Source organism: Priestia veravalensis (genome assembly GCF_001457055.1).
GTDB classification, from domain to species: Bacteria; Bacillota; Bacilli; order Bacillales; family Bacillaceae_H; genus Priestia; species Priestia flexa.
The window spans coordinates 12,243-36,756 of sequence record NZ_KQ758663.1; the positions used below are offsets into that span (position 1 = coordinate 12,243).

Annotated in this window: 19 protein-coding genes, 8 tRNA genes and 1 riboswitch; of the genes, 4 read left to right on the forward strand and 23 right to left on the reverse strand. The window is 37.3% G+C overall.

The window, feature by feature from the left end; genetic code table 11:
- Window positions 1-12: 12 nt before the first annotated feature.
- On the forward strand, window positions 13-1,050 hold the full coding sequence (locus AS180_RS13995; RefSeq protein ID WP_025911903.1) for a cytochrome d ubiquinol oxidase subunit II: 1,038 nt from the start codon (window positions 13-15) through the stop codon (window positions 1,048-1,050).
- Between the two features lie 151 nt (window positions 1,051-1,201).
- Here the strand turns inward: AS180_RS13995 and AS180_RS14000 are convergent, their stop codons facing one another.
- Window positions 1,202-1,969 carry a PD-(D/E)XK nuclease family protein gene (locus AS180_RS14000; RefSeq protein ID WP_025911902.1) on the reverse strand — a complete coding sequence of 256 codons (768 nt, stop codon included), beginning with the start codon at window positions 1,967-1,969 and terminating at the stop codon, window positions 1,202-1,204.
- Between the two features lie 41 nt (window positions 1,970-2,010).
- Window positions 2,011-2,292 carry a DUF2325 domain-containing protein gene (locus AS180_RS14005; RefSeq protein WP_025911901.1) on the reverse strand — a complete coding sequence of 94 codons (282 nt, stop codon included), beginning with the start codon at window positions 2,290-2,292 and terminating at the stop codon, window positions 2,011-2,013.
- Between the two features lie 212 nt (window positions 2,293-2,504).
- Between AS180_RS14005 and AS180_RS21740 the strand changes: the two genes are divergently transcribed.
- Together AS180_RS21740 and AS180_RS14010 are read left to right on the forward strand one after the other, a co-directional pair.
- A complete protein-coding gene (locus AS180_RS21740) occupies window positions 2,505-2,663 on the forward strand; it encodes a DUF1540 domain-containing protein (protein WP_064484027.1) in 159 nt (52 codons plus the stop codon).
- Between the two features lie 100 nt (window positions 2,664-2,763).
- Window positions 2,764-2,967: a hypothetical protein gene (locus tag AS180_RS14010; RefSeq protein WP_025911900.1), complete on the forward strand. Its 204-nt coding sequence runs from the start codon at window positions 2,764-2,766 to the stop codon at window positions 2,965-2,967.
- 33 nt (window positions 2,968-3,000) lie between these two features.
- On the opposite strand, the gene AS180_RS14015 is transcribed toward AS180_RS14010, so the two are convergent.
- The 8 genes from AS180_RS14015 to AS180_RS14050 form a co-directional block, all read right to left on the reverse strand.
- Entirely contained in the window at window positions 3,001-4,047 is a 1,047-nt protein-coding gene (locus AS180_RS14015) for a ribonucleotide-diphosphate reductase subunit beta (protein ID WP_025911899.1), read from the reverse strand.
- Between the two features lie 17 nt (window positions 4,048-4,064).
- Window positions 4,065-6,260 carry a ribonucleoside-diphosphate reductase subunit alpha gene (locus AS180_RS14020; protein ID WP_231882734.1) on the reverse strand — a complete coding sequence of 732 codons (2,196 nt, stop codon included), beginning with the start codon at window positions 6,258-6,260 and terminating at the stop codon, window positions 4,065-4,067.
- Between the two features lie 183 nt (window positions 6,261-6,443).
- Window positions 6,444-6,629, reverse strand: a riboswitch (cobalamin riboswitch).
- 412 nt (window positions 6,630-7,041) lie between these two features.
- A complete protein-coding gene (gene menC / locus AS180_RS14025; protein ID WP_035321466.1) occupies window positions 7,042-8,148 on the reverse strand; it encodes an o-succinylbenzoate synthase in 1,107 nt (368 codons plus the stop codon).
- Window positions 8,145-9,614 carry an o-succinylbenzoate--CoA ligase gene (locus AS180_RS14030; RefSeq protein WP_025911895.1) on the reverse strand — a complete coding sequence of 490 codons (1,470 nt, stop codon included), beginning with the start codon at window positions 9,612-9,614 and terminating at the stop codon, window positions 8,145-8,147. The genes menC and AS180_RS14030 overlap by 4 nt, the downstream gene beginning before the upstream one ends.
- A gap of 62 nt (window positions 9,615-9,676) precedes the next feature.
- Window positions 9,677-10,495, reverse strand: coding sequence for a 1,4-dihydroxy-2-naphthoyl-CoA synthase (menB, locus tag AS180_RS14035; RefSeq protein ID WP_025911893.1), 819 nt, complete (start codon window positions 10,493-10,495; stop codon window positions 9,677-9,679).
- Complete coding sequence (gene menH / locus AS180_RS14040) at window positions 10,492-11,316, reverse strand: 2-succinyl-6-hydroxy-2,4-cyclohexadiene-1-carboxylate synthase (RefSeq protein WP_025911892.1); 825 nt, start codon at window positions 11,314-11,316, stop codon at window positions 10,492-10,494. The genes menB and menH overlap by 4 nt, the downstream gene beginning before the upstream one ends.
- 3 nt (window positions 11,317-11,319) lie before the next feature.
- Entirely contained in the window at window positions 11,320-13,068 is a 1,749-nt protein-coding gene (gene menD, locus AS180_RS14045) for a 2-succinyl-5-enolpyruvyl-6-hydroxy-3-cyclohexene-1-carboxylic-acid synthase (protein ID WP_025911891.1), read from the reverse strand.
- Window positions 13,055-14,476 carry an isochorismate synthase gene (locus tag AS180_RS14050; RefSeq protein WP_025911890.1) on the reverse strand — a complete coding sequence of 474 codons (1,422 nt, stop codon included), beginning with the start codon at window positions 14,474-14,476 and terminating at the stop codon, window positions 13,055-13,057. Before AS180_RS14050 ends, menD begins: the two co-directional genes overlap by 14 nt.
- Window positions 14,477-14,844: 368 nt before the next feature.
- On the opposite strand from AS180_RS14050, the gene AS180_RS14055 reads away from it, so the two are divergent.
- Entirely contained in the window at window positions 14,845-15,588 is a 744-nt protein-coding gene (locus AS180_RS14055; RefSeq protein ID WP_035321464.1) for a TraR/DksA C4-type zinc finger protein, read from the forward strand.
- Window positions 15,589-15,689: 101 nt separating this feature from the next.
- Here the strand turns inward: AS180_RS14055 and AS180_RS14060 are convergent, their stop codons facing one another.
- The 13 genes from AS180_RS14060 to AS180_RS14120 all read right to left on the reverse strand — a co-directional run bounded on the left by AS180_RS14060 (window position 15,690) and on the right by AS180_RS14120 (window position 24,501).
- Window positions 15,690-18,101, reverse strand: coding sequence for a glycogen/starch/alpha-glucan phosphorylase (locus AS180_RS14060; RefSeq protein ID WP_025911889.1), 2,412 nt, complete (start codon window positions 18,099-18,101; stop codon window positions 15,690-15,692).
- Window positions 18,102-18,114: 13 nt separating this feature from the next.
- Complete coding sequence (gene glgA, locus AS180_RS14065; protein WP_025911887.1) at window positions 18,115-19,545, reverse strand: glycogen synthase GlgA; 1,431 nt, start codon at window positions 19,543-19,545, stop codon at window positions 18,115-18,117.
- Complete coding sequence (locus tag AS180_RS14070) at window positions 19,542-20,567, reverse strand: GlgC family sugar phosphate nucleotidyltransferase (protein ID WP_025911886.1); 1,026 nt, start codon at window positions 20,565-20,567, stop codon at window positions 19,542-19,544. The genes glgA and AS180_RS14070 overlap by 4 nt, the downstream gene beginning before the upstream one ends.
- A gap of 31 nt (window positions 20,568-20,598) precedes the next feature.
- Window positions 20,599-21,741, reverse strand: coding sequence for a glucose-1-phosphate adenylyltransferase (locus AS180_RS14075; RefSeq protein ID WP_025911884.1), 1,143 nt, complete (start codon window positions 21,739-21,741; stop codon window positions 20,599-20,601).
- Window positions 21,692-23,626: a 1,4-alpha-glucan branching enzyme gene (glgB, locus tag AS180_RS14080; RefSeq protein WP_025911883.1), complete on the reverse strand. Its 1,935-nt coding sequence runs from the start codon at window positions 23,624-23,626 to the stop codon at window positions 21,692-21,694. Before glgB ends, AS180_RS14075 begins: the two co-directional genes overlap by 50 nt.
- 198 nt (window positions 23,627-23,824) lie before the next feature.
- Window positions 23,825-23,896 (reverse strand) — tRNA-Glu (locus AS180_RS14085).
- A gap of 15 nt (window positions 23,897-23,911) precedes the next feature.
- Window positions 23,912-24,002 (reverse strand) — tRNA-Ser (locus AS180_RS14090).
- A 7-nt stretch (window positions 24,003-24,009) separates the two neighbouring features.
- Window positions 24,010-24,084: transfer RNA gene (locus AS180_RS14095), tRNA-Asn, on the reverse strand.
- An 8-nt stretch (window positions 24,085-24,092) separates the two neighbouring features.
- Window positions 24,093-24,169 (reverse strand) — tRNA-Ile (locus AS180_RS14100).
- 4 nt (window positions 24,170-24,173) lie between these two features.
- Window positions 24,174-24,247 (reverse strand) — tRNA-Gly (locus tag AS180_RS14105).
- 9 nt (window positions 24,248-24,256) lie between these two features.
- A tRNA-His gene (locus AS180_RS14110) sits at window positions 24,257-24,332 on the reverse strand.
- 8 nt (window positions 24,333-24,340) lie between these two features.
- A tRNA-Phe gene (locus AS180_RS14115) sits at window positions 24,341-24,416 on the reverse strand.
- A gap of 9 nt (window positions 24,417-24,425) precedes the next feature.
- Window positions 24,426-24,501, reverse strand: a tRNA-Asp gene (locus AS180_RS14120).
- Window positions 24,502-24,514: the final 13 nt, after the last annotated feature.

The window sequence follows — 24,514 nt, forward strand, 5'->3', positions numbered from 1 at the left end:
TGTGGAATTAATATGGGTGATTCACTACTTGCCATCACGGTCATTTGGGGATTTATTTTTATTTATGCTGTTATGGGAACAATGGATTTTGGAGCAGGATTTTGGTCAATGGTTTACATTAATCGTGAAAAAACCAATGCTACAAACATCGCTAACCGCTATCTCTCTCCAACTTGGGAAGTAACGAATGTATTTATCGTTGCAATTGTAGTTGGTTTATTTAGCTTCTTTCCTGGAGCTACGTTTACGCTTGGAACTGTTCTATTAATTCCAGGAAGTATTATTCTATTGCTTTTAGCACTTAGAAGTGGTTTCCTTGTATTTTCAAATTATACTAAGGGAGCTCGCCATCAAAAGGCTCTCGTTTATATTTCTGGTCTATCAGGCGTGTTGATTCCAGCGTTTTTAATTGCTGTTTTACCAATTAGCCAAGGCGGTTACATCGATACCATTGATGGAGTTGAAAAACTAAACTTACTCAAAGTATTTACCAGTCCAAACGTATATGCTTTTATAGGATTTGCTGTCAGCTCTTCGTTATTTCTATCCTCATTGCTTTTAGCTGATTACTCCAAGTCCTCAGATGAAATGGAAGCATATGAGGTATATAGAAGAGATGCGCTCATCACAGGTCCTATATCACTTGTCATGGCCATTCTCATTATGCTGACACTGCGTATGGAAGCCACTTGGCTTTATAATAACATGATGGAAGACAAACCCATCTTATTTATTTCCTTGTTTTTATTCCTAGTAGCAGGCGGAGCTCTTTTACTTCCATCATCAAAAGGAAAAGGAATGCCTAGACTAGCAGTTGTTGCGATTGTTCTTCAGTATTTTTTAGCGAGCTATGTATATGGAAAAGGTCATTTACCATATGTTATTTATCCGAATGTAACCATCGAAACAGGATTTACCCATCCTGATGCTTTTCGCTCATTATTCATCACGTACATTGTAGGATTTGCTATTTTATTCCCTGGATTCTACTATTTTTGGCGCTTGTTTATGAAAGACAACCGAAAGTATATTGGAAAGAAGCCGTATTAAACTAAAGAAGTAAAGAACGATTTATCTGTTCTTTACTTCTTTTACTATGTTTACTGCAATATTAAGCGCATACGCTTTACACTTTTCTACATCTTCTCCATATGGAGCAAGCTCTACTTTTAAGCCTTCTGTCATTAAGGTGCCACCTTTTTCACATAAACATTGTTAGTTTCTCAGCTTGAATAGTTGAATCTGTGCTGCACTCAAATCGGAGTGGACAATTTTTGCACTCTTGTAATGAACTTATCTTTTGAAAAAACTTTGGCTCTTCTAGTACACCTTTCATCATTTTCAGTTTATTAACTGACTCTAAATAATTTTCAGATACAATTTCAACAGTCTCTCTCTTCCCTGTTAGAAGTGAATAGAAATGAATAGCTTTTGGCATTCTATTGAATGCATGCTTGGTAAAAACCATCATAAAGGCTGTCAGCATTTCTTTTACTTCTGATTGATCATCAATTAGAAACTTTGTTACTTCATAAGAAGAATCCGACCAATATGCTGCATCAATTAACAGTGAAATATTTGTTTCTAATTCAGGAACGTATACTCCATATTTTTCATAAACAAATAGTGGCGTATCATCTTGCAATTCACTCATAAGAAACGTTAACAAATGATCACTCACCGATGCTAGGACTTCATAGTAATGAATTTTCGATTGGAAAAGTTCCGGTGAGAGCTTGGACCAATACCTTTCAATTAATTGTAAAATAAAATATGCAGATCTTTCATATGGCGCTTTTGCATAATATTCTTTGACAACCTTATGAATGGTTACGCTGACGAGACTTCGCCAATCAACCAGTTGGTGTTTACGAGCTTTAAGCTGCCTCTGATAAAATTTATAAGGGCATTGAATAAACTCTTCAATATGATGACTAGCCAAGGTTTTGATTTGAACTTTTAATTGCATCCTGTCACCACGCTTTATAAAATCACCTGTTGCTTTATCCTTTATGATACTTGTTCAATTACTTTGCGAATTGCGCTCCATGAATGCTTAACAAAATAAATTGGCTTTTGCTGCTTTTTCGCTTTTTCTTTAATGACCTTTGCCATGTTGTGGTTAATAAAATCTGTAATCACAAGTACAAAACCAATATGATCCGGAATTTCTCGCTTCACCATATTACTTTTTCTTCCATCAAGATGAATAACTTCGTTAAACCCCTCACCTGCTAACCGATCTGTAATATGCTTTAAACGATCTCCTCCAACAACCATAACTGATGACATGTATTTCTCCTCCTATACGATAAAATTAAGTTTATTTAAAATCTTAACGATGATTTAATCTTGTTTGCTATATACATAGAATAATTGAGAATGATTCTCTTTGTCAATTATTAATTGATAAAAATTCTCAATTAATTTTCTAATCTCTCGATTATAACAATAATGAAAATTGACCATACTACATATATCACGCGTATAAAGGAGGGGAATATATGTCACAAAACGTTCTTTGTGAAGTGAATAACTGTCATTATTGGAAGCAAGGCAACCGTTGTGGAGCAGACGAAATTTACGTAGTCAGCCATGCTGGTAAAAAGGCTTCTAATAGCCGCGAAACAGATTGTAAAACATTTAAACCTGAAGATCTTTAAATCGGTTATCCTAAAACAAACTTTGTTCTATTCCTAATTAATAAAAAAGGACAACCACGCGGGTTGTCCTTTTTCATATCAACGAAAGTGAAGGTAATATATGAATACCAATCAACTTGTTCATTTTTTCAAAGCAGAAGCTGTTAAAGCCAATAAACAAACGTTCCCCATTTATGTGCAATCATTTGCTCATTTATGGCAGTATGAATGTGGAACATTAGAAACCATTCCACCTGAAATTGACCTACTTATCACTACTCGTGCTATTGAACTAGGCCTTATTTCAACACAGGTAGCTGACTAAAACTGTTGTAGCCATTTAGTCAGCTTCTTTATTTTACAAATCATCAAATCCATTTACATCTGATGCTTTTGTATATTGTCTTGACTTTTGCTCAAAGAAGTCTGTCTTACCAAGGTCAACCTCTTGATACGCAACAATCCAACGCAGCGGATTTTCAATTGGTGCATCAGGAAACGCTACGCGCCCAAATCCCATTTGATTACAGCGTTTATTTGCCATATATTCGATGTATTGACGAATATCTTTCATCGTAATTCCATCAAACTTCTCACCAATGACTGACTCAGCCCATTCAATTTCAAGCTGGGCAGCTTGTCGGAATGTTGAAGTAACAAACTCTTCAAGCTCAGCCGTACGCTGTTCTGGATTTTCATTTAGCACTTCTTTAAAGATTTTTTCAAATAACCCCACATGAAGCTGCTCATCACGATTAATATAGTTAATCATCGTGGATGTGGCAACCATTTTTTGATTGCGTGCTAAGTTGTAGAAAAACGCAAACCCACTATAGAAGAACAGACCTTCTAAAATAACATCATATACAATGGACTTTAAAAAGTTTTCAACTGTTGCCTCTTCAGCGAATGCTTTATAACCATTTGTCACAAAGTCATTGCGTGCACGAAGCTTTTCATCCGTACGCCAATATTCAAATACTTCATCTTGCTTAGCTTTTGGCACTAAGCTTGATAATACATATGAATAAGAGTGATTATGAACAACTTCCTGCTGAGCTAAAATAATCATCAGCGCATTGATTGAAGAATCCGTAACATAATCAGCAACTTTGCTCGCATAATCTGACTGGATGCTGTCCAATAAAGCCAACAAACCAATAATCTTTAAAAAGCTCTCCTGTTCATCCGCTGTAAGCTGTGGAAACTGTTTGATGTCCTGTCCCATATTAATTTCAAACGGTGTCCAGAAATTAGCTAGCATGCGCTTATACTTTGGAAACGCCCAAGAAAATCGTACATCATCCCAGTTTAAAATATTTGAGGTTTCACCATTAATAATTCCCGTTGAGCGGTTCGGGGCATTTTCATTCATAATCTCACGTTTCTTTAGACTGTTCGTCAACAAAATCGACTCCTTTCTTAGCTATGGCAGCTTTCACACTCATCAATTACTTCGCTAGACGTAGAGCGAACATAATACGTTGTTTTTAGCTTTTCTTTCCATGCAGTCATGTGTAAATCTAGTAAATCTTTTGCACGAATATCATTTTGAACATAAATGTTAAACGAGATAGATTGGTCAATATGACGCTGACGCTTTGCATTTTGCTTAATGCTCCAATGTTGGTCGATTAAATAAACAGACTTATAATACCAATTCGTTTCCGGTGACAAATCTGGAGCAGTAACTGGAATTTTATAGTTTTTCTTCTCTTCTGAATAGAACTTACGGAAAATCGGATCAATACTAGCCGTAGACCCAGCAATGATGGAAGTAGATGAATTCGGCGCAACGGCCATTAAATATCCGTTTCGAATTCCCTTTTCTTTCACAAGCGCCTGTAGCTCATTCCACTGATTACTTTCGTAACCGCGTGCTGCAAAATAAGCTCCTGTTTCCCAATCGGACCCTTCAAATAGAGGGTATGCTCCTTTTTCTTCTGCAAGCTCCATGCTTGATTGAATCGTTAGGTAAGCAATTTTTTCATATAACTCATCGCAATACTGAACAGCTTCTTCTGTTTCCCAAGCGATCTTTTGTAGAGCTAATAAATGGTTCCAACCAAACGTACCTAAACCGATAGCACGATAGCGTTGGTTTGTTAGTTTTGCCTGTAGAACTGGAAGGTTATTCAGTTCAATTACGTTATCTAGCATACGAACTTGAATGGGCACAAGGCGTTCAAGTACATCTTCCGTTACTGCACGTGCTAAGTTGATAGACGATAGATTGCAAACGACAAAGTCACCTGGTTGCTTTGTAATGACGATTTTTCCATCTTCTGTGATTTCTTCAACCACAGTTGTCATGCTTTGATTTTGCGTAATTTCTGTACATAAGTTACTGCAATAAATCATGCCCTCATGACGGTTTTGGTTAGCACGGTTCACTGTATCACGGTAGAACATATATGGTGTTCCTGTTTCTAATTGTGAAATCATAATTCGTTTAAAAATTTCAATCGCAGGCACTTTTTCTCTTGATAGGGATTCATTTTCAATACATTCACGATAACGATTTCTAAAGGAGCCGCTGCCTTCCTCTTCATCATAGAAATCTTCTAGCGAGTAACCCATTACCGTACGAACTTCATGAGGATCAAACAAGTACCAGTCTTCACGTTTTTCAACAGCTTCCATGAATAAATCCGGCAAGCAAACGCCAGTAAATAAGTCATGCGTACGCTGACGCTCGTCTCCATTGTTTAAACGTGCATCTAAGAAAGAAAAAATATCCTTATGCCATACGTCTAGATATACAGCAATTGCCCCTTGACGTTGACCCAGTTGATCAACACTAACTGCTGTGTTATTAAGCTGTTTCATCCAAGGAATTGTTCCTGATGATACGCCCTTAAACCCTTTTATATCGCTACCTCGGCTACGGATATGACCTAGATATACGCCAATTCCACCACCGTTTTTACTTAGCGTAGCTAAGTCCGTATTGCTATCATAGATACCTCGTAAACTATCATCAACCGTATCAATAAAGCAGCTTGATAGCTGTCCATAGCTTTTTCCTGCGTTCGCTAATGTCGGCGTTGCCACTGTCATGTAAAGGTTTGAAAGTGCCCAATATGACTCTTTTACCAGCGCTAAACGCTCTTCTTTCTTTTCATTTGCCATGAGTGTCATAGCAATAATTAAAAAGCGTTCCTGCGGTAGCTCGTATACACGCTTATCATGTGATGTTGCTAAATAGCGATCAGCTAATGTTAACAGGCCAATATACGTAAATAGGCTATCTTTTGTATAATCAATGGCTAAGCCTAGCTCATTAATCTCTTCCACAGAGTATGTATCCAAAAGCTGTGTACTATAAATCCCCATATCTGTAAGCTCTGTAATAAGCTTATAAAATGAGCCGTACCTTTCAGCTTGATTGTATTTTCTATTGGCGGCAGCTTTGCGATATAGCTCTTGTAAATAGATATGAGCTGCTACATATGTCCAATCTGGCTCATCCATTGAAATTCGCTCAAGTGCTGCTAAAATAAAAACATTTGCTATTTTTTCGTCCGTCATATTCTCTTTCGCAGCAACTGTTTCTACTACCTTTTCCTCATACCATGAAAAATCAAGTTGTGGAAATTTTTCACCAAGTAGTTTCATATCATAATTTACTTTTTCAAGTTTATTTAAATCTGTTGTATTAATCATAAAAATAAGTTCCTCCTTTTTCTCCAGCATAAAAAAATCGCTCACCTGACGCAGTGAGCGAATAGAACGAAGATAAAAGAAGACAAAAATGTCTTTTCTCAATCCTCGCTCTATCCTCTCACCTCCCGAAGAAGATAAAACGTCATAAAAAAGGCAGGTCTCCTGACTTATGCTTCGCTTTACTCTAAGGCCTTCCCATGATCGTTACTCACAGTGGCTATTCCTTATTTCATCAGCATTCACAGTTGCGGGGACAGTTTTGGATTTACACCAAATTCCCTTTTAAGTCTTTTTTCAGACACCTTTTCTACTGGAAAACACAAAATATAGTATATGAAGTTTTAATAAAAAACAAGATGTTGTGTTATAAACACATTATAAGGGACAACTTACAGAACTACAATATCTTTTTCAAAATAAATTCCCGCACATTTACCCCACCTTACTTAATATACTGATTTACGCCTTTGTTAAGTAAGGTTTCCTAAACATATGTAAAAAAAGAAATTTCTAAAAGTTTTGTTAGGTATTAGCAACTAGCTACTACAAACAGTCTTATTTTTCATCAAACTATTCCATCATAACATGTTTTCTCGGATTGGTTGTACTATTTGATTTATGAAATTTAATCAAACTTTTTTCACATGACTAGACAGCTGCTATATAAATAAAAAGAAAATTTTTTTAAAAACCGAACTCACAATAAAAAATCCACTTTTAAAGTGGATTTACATTATGCATATGTTTTTTGATATGTGGAAACTTTATTTAAAAATATCCTATCCACCCGATAGCCAATGCCTGGTTCTTTTGGCACATGAATTAACCCATCATCCACTTCTACTTCTGGAAGAATGACATCTTTGTTCCAATAGCGTGAAGAAGCTGAAATGTCTCCAGGTATCGTGAAATTCTCTAATGAAGCTAATGCAATATTATGAGCTCTTGATATACCCGATTCCAGCATTCCCCCTACCCATAGTCGAACATTACTTTTCTGGCACAAGTCATGAATTCGTTTTGCTTCTGTTAAGCCGCCTACCCGTCCAACTTTTACATTAATAACTTGACAGCTCCCTAACTCAATTGCTTTTCTAGCATCATCATAAGACACAATGCTTTCATCTAAGCAAACGGGCGTGCGTAGCTGCTGTTGTAAATGACGGTGATCGATAATATCACTAGAATCTAATGGCTGTTCAATCATCATAAGGTCAAATTCATCTAGCTTTTGAAGCAAATTCAAATCATTTAAGGAGTAAGCAGAGTTTGCATCTACCATCAGCGGCAGTTTTGGATAATGATTTCTAATTTGCTTAATAAGGTCATAATCAGCTCCAGGCTTAATCTTTACTTTAAAACGTTTATATCCAGCTTTCAAGTGTTCATCTATTTTATGAACCATCTTATGAATATCATCGAGTCCAACTACTACACCAGCTTCTACAGCTTCTTTTGTGCCACCAAGAGCTTGAGATAGAGACTTGTTGTTCTTCTTAGCAAACAAATCCCACACCGCACAATCTATTGCTGCTTTACTCATATGGTTTCGCTTAATCGGATTAAATATTTCCTGTAGGTCTAAAGGCGTCGTTAATCGCTTTCCAATTAAAGCCGGAAGTAAAAAATCATTGAGCATATGAAAGCACGTTTGGATGGTTTCTTCTGTGTACCAAGGAGTTGAAAATGCTACCACTTCTCCCCAGCCTGCTTCACCGCTTATATCTTCTACTTCTAAAAGAAGCAATTCTCGATTTGTCACAGTTCCATAACTAGTTGAAAACGGTGATAATAGGTTCAATTCAATAGCATGAATGGTTGCTTTATGGATTTCAATCATAGTTGACGCCCCTGTTCTATACGCTGAGGTAATTTTCGTCTAATAATTTTATTGGAAGCGGTTCTTGGTAGATCATCAACAATAAAATAATACTTTGGTACTTTATAATTGGCTAACATCGACTGACAATATGCCTGTAACTCTTCTTTTTTTATTGGTGATGTAACTACTAAAAAAGCTGCTGGAACTTGTCCCCACTGTTTATGAGGCAGCCCTGTAACCCCGGCTTCTGCAATAAGTGGATGCTTTAATAGAGTGCTCTCAATTTCTGCTGGATAGATATTTTCTCCACCTGAAATAATTAAATCTGACCTTCTATCTAATACGTATAAAAATCCATCTTCATCAAGTTTGCCGATATCTCCTGTATAAAACCAACCATTTTTTATTGCTTTATCTGTTTCTTCTGGTTTATTAAGGTACCCAGACGTTACGTTAGGACCTTTCACAGCAATTTCACCTTCTATACCATTCATTACTTCCTCACCGTTAGCATTTACAATCTTAAGCTGGCAAGGCATCAGGGGCTTTCCTGCAGATCCAAGTTTTTGAATACTATCTTCTGGAGCTAACGTTACAAACTGAGAAGAAGTCTCTGTCATGCCATACGTCTGGTAGACAGGGATTCCTTTCTCTATACAGTCGTCCAAGAGAACTCTTGGCACGGGACCTCCTCCTGCTAACATGCAGCGAAATGATTCAGGATATTTTCTGCCACCTAGTTCCTTTAACATTTGGGTCAGCATCGAAGTTACGACCGACATAATGGTCACACCTTTTGTTTCAATAGCAGCGTTTGCTTGTATAGCTTCAAACTTTGAGTGTAATACAATTCTCATCCCATAAATAACATTTCTCATTAAAATAGAAAAACCGCTAATATGAAACAAAGGCACAGCAACGAGCCAGCAGTCATTTGTCTGAAGTCCAAGGTTTAGCGATGACCCAGTAGCACTCCACCAGTGATTTCCATAAGACTGCATAACTCCTTTTGGGTTACCTGTAGTACCTGACGTATACATAATTGTATACGTATCATTTAAATCATACTGAGATTGAAGCACAATTTCTTTTTCGTGTCGATAGATAAGGTCTTGTAGCTGAATTAGTTCTGTTCCTGAAAGCAGTATGGTTTCTTCATAACTCTCATCCACAACAAGAAAGTTCGCTTTTGCATCGCTACATTGATACTGAATCTCTTGCTGCTTTAAACGCGTATTGAGTAATAGTGCTTTTGCTCCTATATAAGCTAAAGCATGAATTAATTCAATATATTCTATTCGGTTCTTCATATATATAGCAACTGTGTGACCTTTTTTTATCCCATAGCTCGCTAATTGAAAAGCTCGCTTCACCACTCGTTTATGCAGCTGTAAAAATGTAATCGATTCCGCTGCTAAGTCCACCGCAACTCGGTTAGGTGTTACTTTCGCTCGTTGACTTAACCAATTAGGTAACAAATTCATGCTTCTATTCTCCTTTCCATAGAAAAAACAGCTTGATGAATGTCATCAAGCTGTTTTGAGCATTATGGGAAACGTGGGAACTGTTTGAAGTCTGGGTTGCGCTTTTCTTTGAATGCGTCACGACCCTCTTTTGCTTCATCAGTTGTGTAATATAAAAGCGTAGCGTCTCCAGCAAATTGCTGTATACCAGCTAATCCATCTGTATCAGCATTAAATGCAGCTTTTAAGAAACGTAGAGCTGTTGGGCTCTTTTCTAACATTTCTTCACACCATTTAATTGTTTCTGCTTCTAGCTCTTCTAATGGTACAACAGTGTTAACAAGTCCCATTTCAAGTGCCTCTTGCGCATTGTATTGACGGCATAGATACCAAATTTCACGCGCTTTTTTATGACCAACAATACGCGCTAAATAGCCTGAACCATATCCAGCGTCAAAGCTTCCAACTTTTGGACCCGTTTGGCCAAAAATTGCATTATCTGCAGCAATTGTTAAGTCACATACGATATGTAAAACATGACCTCCACCGATTGCATAGCCTGAAACCATCGCAACAACTGGTTTTGGAATAACGCGAATTAATCGCTGTAAGTCTAATACGTTTAAGCGAGGAATTTCGTCTTCCCCTACATAACCACCATGCCCGCGTACTTTTTGGTCTCCACCAGAACAAAATGCTTTGTCTCCAGCACCAGCTAGCACAATTACACCAACGCTTGAATCATCACGCGCATATGCAAAAGCATTAATTAATTCCATTACCGTTTTTGGACGGAAAGCATTTCGTACTTCTGGACGATTAATTGTAATTTTTGCAATTCCATTATATGTTTCATACAAAATATCTTCATAATTACGTTGAGATACCCATTCAACTGTCATCTTTCTTCCTCCTCATGTTGTGATAAAAACTCACTTACTATTTTACCAAAAATTCTTGGTTGTTCCACATGAATTGCATGGCCAGTGTTTAAAACAACTTTATACCTACAAAATTTGAGCTGGTTAGACATGTCTTTTGCGATTTCACAAAATTTCTGATCAAGTTCACCTGTAATTAACAGGACAGGAAGCAACAAGGTATGTAACTTCTCCCAATAAGATTGTTGAGCTCCAGTTCCCATACCGATTAGACTATTTGCTAACCCGAGCTTACATTGAGCCAACCTCTCTTGACGAACTAGTGCTTGATCTTTTTCAGGCATGCGCTTTTGAGTTTTAAACATGGGGATGCTTTCCCAGTAGTCCACAAACTTCAACACACCTTGCTCCCTAATGAACGCAGCTAATTCTTCATCAGCAGCTTGCCTTGCCATTCGCTCCGGTTGTGTTTTTAAGCCCGGTGATCCACTCTCTAGAATGAGCGCTTTCACTCGTTCTTGATAATGAATGGAAAATGCCAACGCTAGACGCGCTCCCATTGAATAGCCAAGAAAAAAGGCCTTTTCAATTCGGAGCCTATCTAGAAGACTTACAATAACGTTCATCATCTGAGTCATTTTATATGGAGCTACATCGCTAGGGGAATCTGTCTTTCCATGGCCAATAATATCAATTGTAATAACCTGATAATAACGTGCCCAAGACTTCGTAAATGTACTCCAAGTTTGAGAGGAACCTGTAAAGCCATGCAATAACAAAAGGGGAGTTCCTTTCCCTTGTACTTCAACATGGTACGAAACATCTTCATATCTATAATACATCTCTTATTCCTCAAATTCAGACAAATTTATTACCTGGGAAACGTCACTCCAGATTTCACGATGTATTTCGACATTTTCTTTGCGAGCTGTTGGCACTTCAATAATGTGCAAGCCACCCTCTTTAAACGAAGCTTTTAATGCGCAGTGAAGCTCATCTGCTGTATAGGCTCTACTAAATGTACCCTCATATAACTTTGCAGCATGTTCAAACTGTAGACCTGTTGGCGTACCGAATAAAAACTCAAAATGCTTCTCTTCTTTTGACTGAGGTAAAAATGAAAAGATTCCCCCGCCATCATTGTTAATGAGCACGACTGTTAAGTTAAGATTATGCATTTTAGCAGCGAGCAAGCCGTTTAAATCATGGTAAAAAGATAAGTCCCCAATTAAAAGTACAGTATGTTCATATTCCGTGCTAACACCTAAAGCTGATGAAACAACACCATCAATGCCATTAGCACCGCGATTTGCAAATAAGTGAATTGGTTTATCTGTCGCAAAGAAAAACGAATCTACATCTCTTATTGGCATTGAGTTGCCAATAAACAAAGCCGAATTAGCTGGTAAAAGCTTTGATAGTTCCTGTACAATGCTACCTTCAAACCACTTATCTTGTAAGTTGATTTTTAACGAATCCTTAACCTGCTTATTTAATTCAATCCACTTTTCACTCCATGAATTAGAAGATTTCTTACTTCCTATATACTTTGGTAATTCACGAGCGAATAGCCCTTCGTTGCACTGAATCATATGCGTTGAGCGAAGTGTAGGATCTCGCCATCCATTACTTTCATCTACTACAAAAACAGCTTTTGGCTCATACGCTTTTAAAAATAAAGTCAAACCCTTTGACACAGGCATGGCACCAAACCGAATGACAACTTCTGGCTTCAATAGCGGTTGAATTCCTTCTTTTTTCAAAAAAGAATCGTACGTATCGATAACGAGATTTTTAGCATGATCACCGCTTCTCATCTGCGAGAGTGGATCTGCAATAATTGGAAATTGAAGATAACTTGCTAACTCTACAATAGCCTGTTTATCTTCCCCCTTTAGCTGATCTCCACATATGATCAAACCTTTTGTTTCGTCTTTTATGAACTGACCAATATGCGCAAAAGCTTGACTAGAAAGCATTGGATTTCCCTTATTAAACGAAACGTACGAGTTGTCACGCTCATGTAAGCTCCATAAATTTTCTAAAGAAAGATTTGGAACAATTGGTTCACGAAGCGGCATGTTAATATGAACAGGACCTTTTGGAGCACCAGCTGAAACGCTAACAGCTCTTCCAGCCACAGTTCGAATATAACGAATTGCCTCTTCCGCAGCTTCTGGTAAAGCTGTATCCACAAACCACTTTGCATAATGACTAAATAAGTATTGTTGATTAATTGCCTGTGGAGCTCCTACCTCACGCAGTTCATGCGGACGATCTGCCGTAATGACAAGTAGAGGAACCCTTGAGTGATGTGCTTCGACAACTGCTGGAAAATAATTTGCAGCAGCTGTTCCAGATGTACAAACAAGCGCAACAGGCTGATTTTTTGCTTTTGCCATACCTAAAGCAAAAAATCCAGCCGAGCGCTCATCAATATTTAAATGAACTTTTATCTTTTCATGCTCAGACATTAACATAGCAATCGGTGTTGAGCGAGAACCAGGGCTTACCACAACATGATTTACACCTAATTTAGCTAGTTCGTCTACAAAAGCTGCTACGTAAGCAGTTAACTGATCAGTATGGTCCACTTGCTATACCCCCTAAAGCTGATAGCATTGGATTAAATTTAATCGTTGTTTCTTCGTATTCACTCTCAGGTGTCGAATCTGCTACAATCCCACACCCTGCAAAAAGCATCGCTTGTTGTCGTTCAATTACACCTGAACGAATCCCAACAATAAACTCTCCGTTACCGTTAATATCAATCCACCCAATTGGAGCTGCATACCACCCACGATCGAACGGCTCTAACTTTCGAATAATGGACAAGGATTCTTTTTGCGGATATCCTCCTAGAGCAGGTGTTGGGTGGAGCTCTTTCAACAGAGAAAACAATGTCACACCTTTCTTGATTTTACCTCGTACAGGTGTATAGAGATGTTGGATATGCTTCGTTTTATACAATGTTGGCTGCATAGGTATTTCTACTTCCATACAATAGGCGTCCATTGCTTCTTTAATCATATGCACGACCACGTCATGCTCAATTAAATTTTTTTGGTCATTTAAAAGCTCATCACCTAGAAGCGCATCTTCTTTACGTGTTTTTCCTCGCTTAATGGAACCCGCTAAACAAGTTGAAAAAACATAGTCTCCTTCTTTCTGCACCAAACGCTCTGGAGATGCACCAACAAAATGTTGGTTTTCATTCTCAAAAATGAAGGTGTAGCTTGTAGGCTGCTCTCTCAGTAAACGCTGAATAACGTACTCTGTCGAAATTGCTTCAGTAAATGTTGCTTTTAACTGTCGAGCTAGCACGACTTTTTCAATTTTTTCTTGTTGAATTAAGGAAGTAGCATTTTGAACATTTTTTGTAAACCTTTGTACATCAATTTCTTCTTTTGTTAATAGTAAAGGTGATGAGTAGCTACTGCCATCATACTCTTGATTTATTAACAATCCTTCAAACTCTTCAATGTGCTTAAGGTGATCTTGTATATTGTCTTCACCACTTACTTTAATGTTTATACTTAGATACCCATTTCCATCTGCCTCTGTATACAGAACAGAAGGAATTACAAATTTACTATTGGAAAAATCCGTCCAATAGCTGTCCTTTTTTTGATAAGGATCAAATGAGAATCCTCCAAAAAGCAGAGGACCTGTACCATTTGGAAATTCTACGTTATTTGTATATAAAATATCTTTTTTAAAGCGCTTCCATTGTTTTTCTGTATCAAAAAAACGCGCAGACCCTTCTTTGGAAGACAGCGTATAAGCTCTTCCTAATCCAACGAACGTGTACTGTTGGTTCGAATCTCTCCAAAAGAAACGTTCTTTACAAAACTGTCTATAGCCGTTTGCATAAAAAATAAGGGGGTCAATAGGTCTTACTTTTTTGACTACGCTGACAAGTTTTGTATTACTTTCATTTCTGGCACATTCAATTGCCTTTGATAAATGATCATGTATTAACTGTTCAGTTATTGCAATCACACTACGTCCCCCCGTTTATAATCTCGTAAGTCTTTAACCAATTTATTATAAACTTTCGTTGTAAAAAAATCTAGTTTGACAACTGAATTCCTTTGATAAGATTGTATCATATCTCATCAGAAGTTAACGAGTTTGTGCTCTTGGTTTCTGCGTTACGTGATATAACTACGGAAAGTATCAACTCTCCTTCATCATTGAAAGTATCTACCACCTAGTTTTTCCATAACTAATGGAAGAAGTCATTACACATTTCATCATAAATGCCAATCATTTCACATGTGAAACACGATAGAGCTTAATTTTTTTAAATCATTTAACACATAATAATGTGGAATTGAGTAATTCAAGGGAAAAGGGAGAGAATTTTTATGATTTCCAACAAGCAGCTAAACCAATTAAGGGACGTATTATTAACTGAGCAGGAAAACTTACTAAACCAGTTAAAAGATAATAATGATTTTGGATTAACATCCCAAAGTTTACATGATTCAACAGGGGAGTTATCAAGTTATGATAACCACCCTGGAGATATGGCGAGTGAAATTTATGAACGGGAAAAAGACATTGCATTATATGAACATACACGGGAAGAGCTAGAGGAAATTAAGACTGCTTTAAATGCGATGGAGGCAACCACATATGGAAAATGTAAAACATGTGGGAAGGATATTAGCTTTGAACGACTAGAAGCAGTTCCTACCACGTTGTATTGTAAAGAGCATAGTCCATCTCAGGAAACATCACACCAAAGACCTATCGAAGAATTAAGTCCTCGTCATCCATTTGGACAATACGACCTGGACACTTCCGGAGCAACTGAATATGACGCAGAAGATTCTTGGCAAGACGTAGAGAGGTATGGAACGTCTGAGTCCCCATCTGATTTTGAAGGAGATATTTCTTCTTATAACGACACATATATTGAGCATGACGAAAACGTCGGTTATGTAGAAGACTATGAGAACTTTGTAGGTACTGATTTATATGGAAAAGAAATTGTTGTCTATCCGTCCAAGCAACATGAAGAGTATGAACAAAGCTTAGATGAAGAAGGCATCATGACCACTTTTGGTGACCTCCCTTCTCACGAGAAAGAACATTATACAGATTAACAGGAGTAGCGTAATACTCCTGTTTTTTTATGTTGAATATACCTTTAAGGGAATTTCTTAAGTGGTGACAATAGATAAAAAGGAGCCTAAAGGCTCCTTTTTTAGTATGATAATATTTGTTTTGATGAATTAATCTCCCAAATTTCCTTTGCATATTCTGATATTGTGCGATCACTAGAGAAATAACCTGATTGAGCAATATTTAACGCACTCATTTCAAACCACTTGTCTTTGTCACCATATGCTTGATTTACTTTTTCCTGTGCTTGAACGTAGGACGCAAAGTCTCTCAGTACATAGTATTCATCATTTTGCATTAACAAAGAATCATAAATTGGCTCAAATAAATCATAAGTATTCTTAAAAAAGCCGTTTGTAAGCTGCTCTAACACTTTTTTGATTCGTTGATCATGATGGTAATAATCAAATGAACGATACCCACCGTTTTGTTGATAGTGTAGAACTTCCTCGGATGATAAGCCAAAGATAAACATATTATTTTCTCCAACAACTTCCGCAATTTCTACGTTTGCTCCATCCATTGTTCCAACGGTTAAAGCACCGTTCATCATGAATTTCATATTCCCTGTTCCTGATGCTTCTTTACTAGCAGTTGAGATTTGTTCACTAACATCCGCTGCTGTAAACACATCTTCAGCTAAAGAAACACGATAGTTTTCGAGAAAAACAACTTTTAAAAACGGCGATGTGACGGGATCACTATTTACTACATCAGCCACTGAGTTAATTAACTTAATAACCTTCTTAGCATAATAATATCCTGGGGAAGCTTTTGCCCCAAAGATGAACGTTCTCGGTACAATTTTAAAGTTAGAATCCTCTTTTAAACGATTGTACAGGTACATAATATGAAGTACATTTAGCAACTGTCGCTTATAAGCATGCAGTCTCTTCACCTGCACATCAAAGATTGATTGTGGATTTATTTCAATACCAGTTTGCTTTTTGATAACTTCGCTTAAAATATCTTTTCGCTGTTGCTTTACTTTTTTTAATTGGTCTTTAAAATTTTTATCTTGAGCATAAGATTCCAACTGTTTTAATGCGTAAGGGTTTTTCACCCATTCATCACCAATGGTTTCATTGAGAAGTATTGATAATTCTGGATTCGCCTTTAACAGCCATCGTCTATGAGTAATACCATTTGTTTTATTAATAAATTTCTGTGGATAGAAATCAAAGAAGTTTTTCATTTCTCGCTTTTTCAAAATATCGGTGTGTATTTTAGCTACACCGTTTACTTTATGGCTGCCTACAATAGCTAAATGAGCCATTTTCACCATATCATGTGCGATAATTGCCATATCCTCAATTCTTTTCCATTGATAAGGATATCGTTTCCACAACTCTTCACAAAAGCGTTGGTTAATTTCTTCCACAATCATATAAATGCGAGGAAGAAGTGGCTTAAATAAATGAATTGGCCATTTTTCTAAAGCTTCAGATAACGTTGTATGATTCGTATATGAGATTGTCTGTGTAGTAATATGCCAAGCATCATCCCAGCTAAGCTTTTCCTCATCTAATAGAATGCGCATAAGCTCTGGTATAGCTAATACAGGGTGAGTGTCATTAATATGAATAGCTACTTTTTCATGTAGATTGGCAAGCGTCCCGTATACGATACGATGTGAACGAACAATACTTTGCAAACTAGCTGATACAAGAAAATATTGCTGCTTTAACCTTAAAATTTTACCATCTTCATGGGTGTCATCTGGATATAAAAATTCAGAGACTGCTTCCGTTTCTCTTTTATACTGCATTACGTCTTTATGTACTGGAAATGAGGCAGGTTCTGCATTCCAAAGTCGAAGCGTATTCACTGTAGTCGTGTCATAACCTACTACAGGAATGTCGTACGGCACAGCTAAAATAGACTCTCCGTTAATATGTCGAAATGCTAGTTTACCATTATCACTGTAATATTCAACGTCTCCCCAGAAGTTCACTTCAATGGATTGATCAACTTTCCTCACTTCCCAAGAGTTACCGTGGCGAAGCCATTGTTCAGGTAACTCTACTTGAAAGCCATCCACAATCTTTTGATCGAATAACCCATGCTTATATCGAATTCCACATCCATGCCCTGGTAAATTTAAAGAGGCTAAAGAATCTAAAAAGCAAGCAGCTAACCGGCCCAATCCACCATTCCCTAACCCAGCATCTGCTTCAATTTCCTCAATCTCTTCTAGTGAAATATTTAAATCCTTTAACCCTTCTTCAACTACTTCTTTTATTCCAAGATTAAGTAAGTTTTGTCCTAATAGCCTGCCTAATAGAAATTCAATCGATAGATAATACACTTGTTTTGAGTGATTTGATCTCTGAGCCTCATTAGTAGCAATCCAATCACTACTAATATACTCTCTCACCATATTTCCTAACGTATGGTATTGATCTTGTACCGTCGATTCTTTGAAGCTTTTCCCATAAGTCATTTCTAACTTTTTTAAAAATACTTTTTGAAAGCTTTCTTTATTAGAGAACAAGCTTATCACCCTTTCAAGATGAAATAGATGTTAAGTTCGCATATAGTTGATTGTATTTAAATGCCGATTGCGCCCAGCTATAATCTTGACTCATAGCGTCTCGCATTAATTTCTCCCACACGTCCTTATCATTGTAAAAGGAAATTGCCCTTTCAATTGTGTAAAGCATATCGTGAGCGTTATAGTTTGCAAAAGTAAATCCGTTTCCTTCATAGGTATACTCATTATACGAAAGGACCGTATCGTTTAGCCCACCTGTTTCTCTAACGATGGGTATTGCACCATAGCGTAACGCAATTAATTGACCTAATCCACATGGCTCAAACTTTGAAGGCATTAAAAATAAATCTGATCCTGCATACACTTTATGCGCTAGCGCTTCATTAAAACCAATAATTGCTTTTACCTGATTGGGATACTGAGATTCCATCTCTTTAAAAAATGATTCAAATTCTGCTTCACCTGTTCCCAGTATAACAACCTGCGCATCTAAACGAATTATTTCATGAAAAACATGCTTTACAAGATCTAACCCTTTTTGCTTTGTTAATCGCGTGACCATTGAAACAAGTGGAACATCATTTCTCACATCTAATCCAAGGTATGCTTGTAAATCTTCTTTATTCTTATACTTACCTGCTAAATCTTGAGCTGAGTAGTTAAATGCAATTAATTCATCATTTTCCGGATTATAGGCTTGGTCATCAATACCATTTACAATCCCTATCAAATCCTGGTCTCGTTGTCTTAGTAACCCATCTAACTTTTCACCATAATAAGGCATTTGGATTTCATTTCGATAAGTTGGGCTCACTGTCGTAATTTTATCCGCAGAGACAATGCCGCCTTTCATAAAATTTAAATTGCCATAAAACTCTAACTGGTTGGACGTAAAATGATACTCATTTAAGTTTAATAGCTCATATAAATTCTGCTTTGGAAAGATACCCTGAAATTGTAAGTTATGAATGGTGAATACTGTCTCAATATGGTCATACATACTATATTGTGCTCTTAATAGAAACGGAATCATGGCTGTATGCCAGTCATGACAATGAATAATATCCGGCTCATTTACTAGAGTTGGAATAGCCTCTAGTACCGCTTTGGAGAAAAAAGCAAAGCGCTCCGCATCATCATAATGACCGTACAGACTATCTCTTTTAAAATAGTATTCATTATCGATAAAAATGTACTGAGTACCATTCATTTCTAGCGTATAAATCCCACAATATTGTCTTCTCCAGCCAACTTGGACGTAGATCACTTTTTCTAGAGTCATCTGCTCACTGTACTTCTCAGAAATCAAGCTATACTTAGGCATAATCACGGACACGTTAGTACCCAACTGCTTCAATTCTTTAGGCAAAGCACCAGCTACGTCTGCTAATCCCCCTGTTTTAATAAAGGGTACACATTCTGACACTGCAAATAATACATTCACGAATTCATCAACGCTCCTTGAACTGTTCCTTTTGCTAATACTCTTGGTAGATTAGGTTCACCATTCAACTCTTCATGGCTACCTATTTTTACATCTTTATCTAAAACAACATAGTTTAATACACTATTCTCAAGAATAGCTCCTTTTTGCATCACGATACTATTTTTAACAACTGCACCTTTTCCTATCTTTACTCCTCGGAAAATAATACTATTTTCCACATGCCCTTCAATAACGCAACCGTTAGCAATCATTGAATTTTTCACGACAGCTGTTTTTGCATAGCGTGTTGGAGGTTCATCTTTTGTTTTTGTATAGATTGGACGAGTTCTTAAAAATAGCTGCTTCCATGTTTCTGCAGATAAAATATCCATACTAGCTTTATAATAGGCTTCTAGCGAATCTACTTGAGAAAGGTACCCATTTTGCTCATACGTGATCACTTTCGAGGACGAAGAAAGATAGTGTACGAGCTCTGTAATCGTATCAAAGTCTTGGGTTTCATTTTGTAGGATATCAAGTAACGCTTTTTTATTAATAATGTATATATTTAGAGGTGTATTACCGTTCACTACTGACGTTACAACTGCACCTTGAGCTACATGACGCTTTAATACTTGGTTAAAATCAATGGTACAAATGGTATAGCTGTTTGCAATAATAACGTAATCTTGTTTACTTCGAAGGAAATAATCAATATGATAGCGGAATTGAGCAATTAGCGATGGGTCTTCTAATTTTAAATCGTTTTTTACAGGTGGAAAAATGAATAGACCATCTCTTTTTCGGTCTAAATCCCACTCCTTGCCTGAACCAATATGGTCGGTAAGGGCACGATAGCGATCTTTCGGAAATATAGCTACGCTTTGCACACCAGAATTAACCATGTTTGATAGCATAAAATCAATTAATCGGTAGCGTCCTGCAAATGGAACAGCCGCAATTGAACGATAAAAAGTTAATGGTTGTAAGGAGCTCGTAGTTGTGCAAGCATCAATAATGCCTAGCATTTGATTATTCAATGTAGTTCATCCTCTCTGTTAATTAAATGCGTTATGAAATGGACTCTAACAGTTCATTCGTCACTAAAATAACTTCTTCTTTTCCCTTGGTTGGCTTAATAATTGTTCCATCTGGAATAATTACGTCTGACGGAATAATAGCATTTTCAATATATACGTTTACGCCAACCTTTGCTGATGGCATCACAACGCTTCGCTTTACTTCTGAACCACTACCAATTTGTACACCTGGAAATAACACGGAACGTTCAATACTACCTTCAACTACGCAGCCTTCATTGACTAATGATTCTACGACGCATGCTGTTGGAGCAATGTATTGAGGGGGTTGACTCGGATTTACGGAATAGACCTTCCACGAAGAGTCAAATAAATTGAGCTCATCACTTTCATCTAATAAATCCATATTTGCTTCCCATAGGCTCTTAACCGTTCCTACATCCTTCCAATATCCTTTAAATGGATATGCCATTAAACGCTTTTTCTCTTCTAACAATAGCGGAATGACATCTTTTCCGAAGTCATGACTAGAATAAGGGTTACGTGCATCCATTTCTAAATATTCTTTAAGAATATTCCATTTAAAAATATAAATACCCATAGATGCCAAGTTATTTTTTGGATACTGTGGCTTTTCATCAAATTCTTGAACTTCTAAGGCTTCATTTGTATTTAAAATTCCAAACCTACTTGCTTCATCCCAAGGAACTTCAATTACTGAGATAGATACATCTGCTTCTTTTTCAATATGATAATCTAGCATACTTTCATAATTCATTTTGTAAATATGGTCTCCTGATAAAATTAACACATACTCAGGCTCATACTGGCATAGGTAGTTTAGGTTTTCATAAATAGCGCTGGCAGTTCCTTTATACCACTTTACCCCTGATGACTCTGAATAAGGAGGTAATACAGTAACGCCTCCGTCTCTTCTATCTAAGTCCCAAGCGCTTCCAATACCAATGTAAGAGTGTAAGAGTAAAGGCTGGTACTGCGTTAAAATTCCAACTGTTTCAATCCCAGAGTTGGAGCAATTGCTTAGCGCAAAATCAATAATTCGATACTTCCCACCAAATGGAACAGCTGGCTTTGCTAAATTTTTTGTAAGCGAACTTAATCGACTACCTTTTCCTCCTGCCAACAACATCGCTACGCACTTCTTTTTTAACATTGTTTCTTCTCTCCCCCCGTTTTTTCTTTGTTCTCATGATGCTAATCCCAAAGGGTGGTACATCCATTTCAATATGAAATGGTAGACCATGAAATCCTTCTTCGATTACTTTTAAAGGTTTTGGGTTAACAACTCCAGAACCTCCAAAATCAACATGATCACTATTGATGACCTCAACATATTCTGTGTTTAGAGGAACACCTACTTTATATGCATGATATGGAACATCTGAGAAGTTACATACCACAACAAGCTTATCTTGACTATTTGTTGATGTTCGAATAAATGAAAAGATTTTTTGTTCTCGATTATTCACATCAATCCAAGAGAAACCCTCTTCTTGATGATCTAATTCATAAAGTGGTTTACTTCGTTTATAAATCTTAAGAAGTTCTTTGAAATAGCTATTTAAACTTTGGTGCATATCAAAGTCATATAGCTGCCAATCTAAATCACTTGCGTCTTTCCACTCATCAAACTGACCAAATTCTCCGCCCATAAATAGCAATTTTTTGCCAGGATGAGCAATAAAATAACCGTATAATAACCGAAGCTGTGCAAATTTCCTCCAATAGTCTCCAGGCATTTTATTTAACAATGATTTCTTTCCATGAACTACTTCATCATGAGAGAATGGTAAAATAAAGTTTTCATTAAAGGCATACATTAAAGAGAAAGTCATTTTTTCATGAAGATTTGCTCTTTGATGAATGTCGGCTTCCATATAAGTTAAAACATCGTTCATCCAGCCCATGTTCCATTTATAATTAAAACCTAGCCCACCGTCATATGTAGGAGCCGTAACTAATGGCCAATCCGTTGAATCTTCAGCCATCATTAAGATAGTCGAATCATAAGCAAAAACCGCCTCATTCAGCTTTCTTAAGAATTGAACAGCATATTGATTCTCAACCAATTCATGAGAATTTGGCCAATATAACATATTAGCAACAGCATCGACTCTAAAACCATCAATGTGAAAGTATTCTAACCAAAAAAGTGCATTTGATATTAAGAAACTTTGTACTTCCGGTTTACCTAAGTCAAAATTAGCCGTGCCCCATGTATAGTTTTCGCGATCTAATTCGTTCTTATATTCATACGTGGGTGAACCATCAAACATATATAATCCATGCGCATCTTTACAAAAATGCCCTGGAACCCAATCTAAAAGAACACCTATGCTGCTTTGATGACACTGGTCAATAAAATACATTAAATCATGTGGTGAACCGTATCGACTGGTTGCAGAAAAATAACCAGTTCCTTGGTACCCCCAAGATTTATCGAGCGGATGCTCAACTAGAGGTAATAGTTCGATATGAGTAAACCCTTGTTCTATTACATAAGGAATTAACTCTTCAGCTAACTCACGATACGTATATAGTTCACCATCCTCATGAACTTTCCATGAACCAGCATGTAATTCGTAAATACACATAGGCTTTTCATAAATAGTTTGTTGTTTCTTCTTACGTTTCCAATACCGATCTCCCCACTTGTACCCTTCTAAATAATAAATTTTAGAAGCAGTATCGGGTCTTACTTCACTATGAAAAGCATAAGGATCAGCTTTTAGTAGTTTTGTTCCATCACGAGTTGTAATTTCATATTTATAAATCATATCCTCTTCAAGATACGGAATGAATATTGTCCATATCCCTTCAGAATTTAATCGCTCTAGCCGGTGATTCAAACCGTTCCATTCATTAAAATCACCCACAATACTTACTGCAGAAGCATTAGGAGCCCAGACAGAAAAACGTACTCCCTCTGTGCTGTTTATTGTTAACTTATGTGCCCCAAAAAGCTTATAACTATGAAATAAATTTCCTTCGTGATAAAGATGGATGTCAAAATCAGTAGGTTGAACAGTCGAATTCAAAAATACCCCTCCTTGATAACAATTAACCTAGTAAATAAACCTTCTTCTATCATTTCTATTATCTAATTTACATTCCATAAAGCAGCTGTTTTTTCCTTCTTCTCTGAATATTTTTACGAAAATAAAAAAACCATCTATTTATTAGACGGTTTTCAAATAAATAAAAAAGGTTTGCATAAATGCAAACCTTTTTAGATATGACCCGTACGGGATTCGAACCCGTGTTACCGCCGTGAAAGGGCGGTGTCTTAACCACTTGACCAACGGGCCATTATTAAAATTGACTGGCGGAGAAGGAGGGATTTGAACCCTCGCGCCGCTTACGCGACCTACACCCTTAGCAGGGGCGCCTCTTCAGCCTCTTGAGTACTTCCCCAATATAATGGCTCCACAGGTAGGACTCGAACCTACGACCGATCGGTTAACAGCCGATTGCTCTACCACTGAGCTACTGTGGAATAATAAATGGTGGGCCTAAGTGGACTCGAACCACCGACCTCACGCTTATCAGGCGTGCGCTCTAACCAGCTGAGCTATAGGCCCATTATGGAGCGGGTGATGAGAATCGAACTCACGACATCAGCTTGGAAGGCTGAGGTTTTACCATTAAACTACACCCGCTTAATTATATGGGGCGACTGATGGGAATCGAACCCACGAATGTCGGAACCACAATCCGATGCGTTAACCACTTCGCCACAATCGCCATATAGATGGTGGCTCGGGACGGAATCGAACCGCCGACACAAGGATTTTCAGTCCTTTGCTCTACCAACTGAGCTACCGAGCCTTCTTATAATGGCGGTCCCGACGGGAATCGAACCCGCGATCTCCTGCGTGACAGGCAGGCATGTTAACCGCTACACCACGGGACCACTTTGGTTGCGG